This window comes from Aquitalea sp. S1-19, from assembly GCF_024343515.1.
On the sequence record NZ_RJTZ01000139.1, the window covers coordinates 1 to 6,749 of the forward strand.

A 6,749-nucleotide genomic window follows, 5' to 3' on the forward strand; every position below is an offset into this window, starting at 1 on the left:
CGCGCCTGCTGGATATCACGCTGACCACGCGCGGCGCCTCGGCCGGCACTCCGATCAAGATGGCCGGTGTACCCTATCATGCCGCCGAAGGCTATCTCGCGCGTCTGGTCAAGCTGGGCGAGTCGGTCGCCATCGTCGAACAGATCGGCGACCCGGCGACCAGCAAAGGCCCGGTCGAACGCAAAGTCATGCGCATCGTCACCCCGGGCACGCTGACCGATGCTGCGCTGCTGGACGACAAGCGCGACAATCTGGTGCTGGCGCTTAACAGCATCAAGGGCGTGCTGGGCATGGCCTGGCTGTCGCTGTCCAGCGGCGAATTCCGCATCATGCAGGTGCCGGTCGACGAGGTGATGAGCGAGCTTGAGCGCCTGCGCCCGTCCGAGCTTTTGCTGCCCGACGATAACGCCATTGCCCTCTTGGACACGCTGGCCATTCCGCGCAAGAAACTGCCATCCTGGCAGTTTGACAGCGAATCGGGCCAGCTCACCCTGACCCGCCATTTCGGCACGCGCGATCTGGCCGGTTTCGGCGCAGAAAACAGCCCGGTAGCCGTCGGCGCGGCCGGTGCCCTGCTCGAATACGCCAAACAGACCCAGGGTGCGCATCTGGCCCATATCGCCAGCCTGAGCGTGGAAGACACCCGCGAACTGGTGCGCATGGATGCCGCCACCCGGCGCAATCTGGAACTGACCGAAACCCTGCGCGGCGAAGCCAGCCCGACACTGGCCTCCTTGCTTGACCATTGCAGCACCAGCATGGGCAGCCGCCTGTTGCGCCACTGGCTGCATCATCCGCTACGCAACCATGCCCGCCTGCGCGAACGGCTGGATGCGGTAGCCTCCCTCGCCTCCCAGCATCAGACGCTGCGCGATACCCTGTCCGGCGTAGCCGACATCGAGCGCATTACTGCCCGCATCGCCTTGCGCAGCGCCCGCCCGCGCGACTTGTCCTCGCTGCGCGACTCGCTCGCCAGCCTGAAAGACGCCCGCCATCAGGCCGCCAACCTGAACAGCACACTGCTGAACACGCTGGCCAGCCACCTGCCGAAAAACGCCCCGGCCGAGGCGCTGCTGCGGGCGGCTATTTTGCCCGAACCATCGACCTTGCTGCGCGACGGCGGCGTGATCAACCACGGCTATTCGGCCGATCTGGACGAGCTACGCGACATCCAGACCAACTGCGGCGAATTCCTGCTGCAACTGGAAGCACGCGAACGCGAGCGCACGGGCATCAGCACGCTCAAGGTCGAATTCAACCGGGTGCACGGCTTTTACATTGAAGTGTCACGCGCCCAGTCGGACAAGGTGCCGGACGACTATCGCCGCCGCCAGACACTGAAAAACGCCGAGCGCTATATCACGCCGGAACTGAAAGAATTCGAAGACAAAGCACTGTCGGCACAGGACAAGTCGCTGGCGCTGGAAAAGCAGTTATACGAAGCACTGCTCGATGCACTGATTCCGCATGTCGGCGCGCTACAGCAGACGGCGCAAGCAGTCGCCACGCTGGATGTGCTGGCCAACTTTGCCGAGCGCAGCGAAACCTGCAATTACGTCGCCCCCGAATTTGTCGGCAACAACCGGCTGGAGATTATTGAAGGCCGCCATCCGGTGGTGGAAGCCGGCGTCGAACGCTTTATTGCCAACGACATCTGCCTGTCGGATGCCCGCAAGCTGTTGCTGATTACCGGCCCCAATATGGGCGGTAAATCAACCTATATGCGCCAGACGGCCCTGTTGACGCTGATGGCACATATCGGCTGCTGCGTGCCGGCACAAAGTGCAATCATCGGACCTATCGACCGCATCTTCACCCGTATCGGTGCCTCCGACGACCTGGCCGGCGGCCGCTCCACCTTTATGGTGGAAATGACCGAAAGCGCCAACATTCTCAACAATGCTACCGCGCACAGCCTGGTGCTGATGGATGAAGTCGGTCGCGGCACGTCCACCTTTGACGGTCTGGCGCTGGCCTGGGCGATTGCGCGCGCGCTGATCGAAAAAAACCGCAGCTACACGCTGTTCGCCACCCACTACTTCGAGCTGACGCGGTTGGCGCACGACTATGCCGGCGTCGCCAATGTCCATCTGTCGGCAGTCGAACACAAGGAAAGCATCGTGTTCCTGCATCACGTGGAAGAAGGCCCGGCCAGCCAGAGCTACGGCCTTGCCGTGGCACAACTGGCCGGCGTGCCACCTAAAGTCATACGCGAGGCGCGCCGCCATCTACTTGAGCTGGAAAACCAGTCGGTCGCCCGCCAGCAGCCCGATCTGTTTACCCAAGCCAGCGCTCCCCAGCCAGAGGCGCAGCCGCACTCAGCGCTGGAGATGCTGGAAGACGCCGATGTAGACAGCCTGAGCCCACGCGAAGCGCTGAGTCTGCTCTATGCGCTCAAGACGAAACTGGCTGAATAATCCGAGAAATGGCAGATAAATTTTTCTTCCAATGCCATTGAATATTTTCTATATTGATTACTTGAAAATCATTTGATAAAAGTCAAAGGCATTGCCATGAACAATTCTGATGAATCTGCCCAGAGCAGCGTGCAAAAACTCTTCAACCTGCCAGATGACGCCGAGGCTTTACCACTGTCCGCTATCCGGCAGCGGGCAGGACACCGCCTAGGCGAATTCGCCATTTATGCACAGGATGCACTCGCCGGCATGGGCATCTCGATCCCGCCGGCGATCAGCTTTGTCAGTTGCCCGAACTGTGCTCTGGAAATCAACAGCACCCATCCGCAATCGGCTGAAATACAAACGTGGCTGGATGGCAGCATCGGAGCTCAGGAGCGGTTCAAAAAGGTAGAAGTACTGTATGAGCTGATTCACGCCAGCGAAAATGCCGGCGAGACACTCGCAGCCGACATCTGCTTTCACATCGGCTTAAGCAGCATCGGCCCGATCGCCTACTTCGAACGCTTTACCGCCCGCCACTGCACACACTGAACGCAGCGCGAAAGGTCTAATCCCAATAGCCTGGCGCGCTGTAACAGGCGCGCAAATGTTCGATAAAGTGACGTACCCTGAGCGGCAGCAAACGCCGCTCTGCCACCACCGCATACACCGGATAGTCTGGAGAAGCATATGCGTCCAGCACCGTGACCAATCGTCCTTCCGACAAGTCATCCTTCACCTCCCACAGCGAACGCCAGGCCAGACCCAAGCCGCGAATGGCCCAGTCATGCAGCACGGCGCCGTCGTTACACTCCAGCACGCCCGACACCTTGAGATTGACCAGCTCGCCTTGCTGCATAAAGCTCCAGCCGCGACTCTGGCTTTCGCCCAGCGACAGGCAATTGTGGCCCGACAAATCCTCCAGACAATACGGAATGCCGTGCTCGGCCAGATAGGCCGGAGATGCGACCACCACGCGGCGGTTTTCGGCCAGACGCAGCGCGACTAAAGAAGAATCGGCCAGATCGGAAATCCGTATCGCGCAGTCGATGCGATCGCGCACGAAATCCACCAAGCGGTCGGACAAATCCAGTGTCACCTTGATATCCGGATGCATGCGCTGGTAGCTGGCCACATGCGGCGCGACATGGCGCCGACCGAAGCCTGCCGGTGCCGATAGTCGCAGATGACCGCGCACGCGGCCGCTGCCCGAAGCCACAGCGGCTTCGGCATCCGCCAGTTCGCCCAGAATGCGCAGCGCGTCTTCGTAAAAAGCCGTGCCCTCTTGTGTCAGCGTAATGGAGCGCGTCGTGCGCACCAATAGCCGCACACCTAAACGCTCCTCCAGCGCATCCAGCCGCCGCCCTATCATCGCCGGCACCACGCCTTCTTGCCGGGCGGCCGCGCTCAGACTCCCCAGCGTCACCACCGCGACCAGCGTTTCCATCTGCTTGAAGCTGTCCATTAGCATACAAAAAGTAAAAGGATTAATGCCATTTTAGGGCTTTTTCTACAATCCATGCTCACCTAAACTGGCAAACAGCATAATCAGACCGACAAACCATAGGAGAAACCAGATGGCCATGACCTTGCCGCAAGGTGTTGAAATCCTCGCCCCGCTGAATGCGGAATACGAAACCATCCTCACAAGCGAAGCGCTCGCGTTTGTGGCCAAGCTGCACCGCAAATTCGAAGGCACCCGCCGCGAGCTGATCGCGCGCCGCGTGCTGCGCCAGGCCGAGCTGGATGCCGGTCGTCTGCCGGACTTCCTGCCGGAAACAGCCGCCGTGCGCGCTGGCGATTGGAAAATCGCTCCGCTGCCGGCCGACCTTTTAGATCGCCGCGTCGAAATCACCGGCCCGGTCGAGCGCAAGATGATGATCAATGCACTGAACTCCGGTGCCAAGAGCTTCATGGCCGACTTTGAAGACTCGAACTGCCCGAGCTGGGACAACCAGATCAGCGGCCAGATCAATGTACGTGACGCCTATCGCAAGACCATCTCCTTCACCAGCCCCGAAGGCAAGCAATACGCGCTGAACGACACCATCGCCACCTTGCTGCTGCGCCCGCGCGGCTGGCATCTGATGGAAAAACACATCACCGTCGATGGCGATATCGTCTCCGGTGCACTGTTCGACTTCGCGCTGTCCTTCTTCCACAACATCCACTATCTGCTGGAAAACGGCCGCGCCACCTATTACTACCTGCCGAAGATGGAAAGCCATCTGGAAGCACGCCTGTGGAACGATGTATTCGTATTCGCACAGAACGAACTCTCGGTTGCACAAGGCACGATCAAGGCCACCGTACTGATCGAGACCATCCTCGCCGCCTTCGAGATGGACGAAATCCTGTATGAACTGCGCGAGCACAGCTGCGGCCTGAATGCCGGGCGCTGGGACTACATCTTCAGCTGCATCAAGAAATTCAAGAACAACAAGGATTTCTGTCTGGCCAACCGTGGCGCCATCACCATGACCGTGCCGTTTATGCGTGCCTATGCGCTCTTGCTGCTCAAGACCTGCCACCAGCGTCAGGCACCGGCCATCGGCGGCATGGCCGCACTGATCCCGATCAAGAATGATCCGGTAGCCAATGAAAAGGCCTTGGGCGGCGTGAAGGCTGACAAGGATCGCGACGCCGGTGACGGCTACGATGGCGGCTGGGTTGCCCACCCGGGTCTGGTACCGATTGCGATGGAATCCTTTAACGCCGTGCTGGGCGATGCGCCCAACCAGATCGGCAAGCAGCGTCCCGACGTGAATACGACGGCGGCCGACTTGATGACTTTCCAGCCGGAAACACCGATTACCGAAGCCGGCATGAAGCTGAATATCGACGTCGGCATCCAGTACCTGGGCTCGTGGATCTCCGGCAACGGCTGCGTCCCTATCCACAACCTGATGGAAGACGCCGCCACCGCCGAGATTTCGCGTGCACAGATCTGGCAGTGGATACGCTCGCCCAAAGGCGTGCTGGAAGACGGCCGCAAGGTCACACAGGAGCTGTTTGCCCAGTTCCACGGTGAGGTTGTGGCCGACCTGAAAGACAAGCTGGGCAGCCGCTGGACGCGCCAGTATGAAGACGCGGCACGCATGTTTGCCGAGCTGACCAGCAGTGACGACTTCGTCGAGTTCCTGACCTTGCCAGGCTACGACTACCTCGACTAAGCCCCTGCATATCTGGCGGCAAGCCAGAACACGCAACGGCCACAGCAAGTCTGTGGCCGTTGTTCTTTACCTATACCAAACGCACAAGCGCACTCCCGGATTCATTACTCCCACCCTTGCCGCAGCGCAGCAATAAATTAACCATCATATTTCAAGCTCACTCAAAAAATACAATTTTCATCGCGCAAACCGCAACGCATAAGCAATTTTATTAAAATAAAACCGCATTTGTAAGCATAAAAACCTAATAAGCAAAAAACAGCACCCGTCGTTTTGCCATAAGATTGCAGACAAAATCCAATCTTTATCTGTTTACGACGAGATCAACACCATGCGCCTATCCCTCCGTCCCCTGCTCGTTTCGCTGCTCGCTATCGGAGCATTCGGCTCAGCCTTTGCAGCCGATATGAAATCGGTTGCCATCACTGCCATTGTTGACCATCCGGCGCTGGATGCTGCCCGCAAAGGCGTGGAGGACGAACTGAAGGCAGCCGGCTACCAGAACGGCAGCAATCTCAAGCTGCAATACCAGAGCGCACAAGGCAATACCGCAACAGCAGGCCAAATCGCGCGCAAATTCGTCGGCGACAAGCCCGACGCCATCGTCGCGATCGCCACACCGAGCGCACAGGCCGTCGCCGCCGCAACGCGCAATGTCCCCGTGGTCTTTATTGCCGTTACCGACCCGGTCGCCGCCAAACTGGTGCCTTCATGGAAGGCTTCGGGCAGCAATATCACCGGCGTATCCGACCGGTTGCCGATAGCGGCTCAGGTTGACCTGATCCAGAAAATCCATCCGGCCGCCAAAAAAATCGGCATGGTCTACAGCCCGGGCGAAGTCAACTCGGTCATTGTGGCGCGCGAACTGAAAACCGAACTGGGCAAACGCGGCATGACGCTGGTGGAGTCGGCCGCCGCGCGCAGCGTGGATGTCGCCCCCGCAGCCAAGAATCTGGCAGGCAAGGTCGATGCCATCTACACCAGCACCGACAATAATGTGGTGTCGACTTACGAGTCGCTGGTGGCCGTCGCCAACCAGAGCAAGATGCCGCTGATTGCTTCTGACCCTGATTCGGTCAAGCGCGGAGCCATCGCCGCACTTGGGCAGAATTATTACGATATCGGCCGTCAGGCCGGCCGCATCGTGGTGCGCATCCTCAAGGGTGAGAAAGCCGGC

Annotated in this window: 5 protein-coding genes; 4 read left to right on the forward strand and 1 reads right to left on the reverse strand. The window is 59.5% G+C overall.

All coding sequences use genetic code 11. The features are described 5' to 3' along the window. Both mutS and EGI20_RS15695 read left to right on the forward strand, forming a co-directional pair. A partial coding sequence (mutS, locus tag EGI20_RS15690; protein WP_498632568.1) for a DNA mismatch repair protein MutS occupies window positions 1-2,417 on the forward strand: 2,417 nt, incomplete at its 5' end. A 96-nt stretch (window positions 2,418-2,513) separates the two neighbouring features. Beyond that, window positions 2,514-2,951: a hypothetical protein gene (locus EGI20_RS15695; protein ID WP_498632570.1), complete on the forward strand. Its 438-nt coding sequence runs from the start codon at window positions 2,514-2,516 to the stop codon at window positions 2,949-2,951. 16 nt (window positions 2,952-2,967) lie between these two features. Here EGI20_RS15695 and EGI20_RS15700 read toward each other — a convergent pair whose 3' ends face one another. Next, complete coding sequence (locus EGI20_RS15700) at window positions 2,968-3,864, reverse strand: LysR family transcriptional regulator (protein WP_498632572.1); 897 nt, start codon at window positions 3,862-3,864, stop codon at window positions 2,968-2,970. A 112-nt stretch (window positions 3,865-3,976) separates the two neighbouring features. On the opposite strand from EGI20_RS15700, the gene aceB reads away from it, so the two are divergent. Continuing rightward, the gene (aceB, locus tag EGI20_RS15705) at window positions 3,977-5,572 is read left to right on the forward strand and encodes a malate synthase A (RefSeq protein ID WP_498632574.1); all 1,596 of its coding nucleotides are present in this window, start codon (window positions 3,977-3,979) and stop codon (window positions 5,570-5,572) included. Between the two features lie 331 nt (window positions 5,573-5,903). After that, on the forward strand, window positions 5,904-6,749 hold an 846-nt coding region (locus tag EGI20_RS15710; RefSeq protein ID WP_498632576.1), incomplete at its 3' end, for an ABC transporter substrate-binding protein.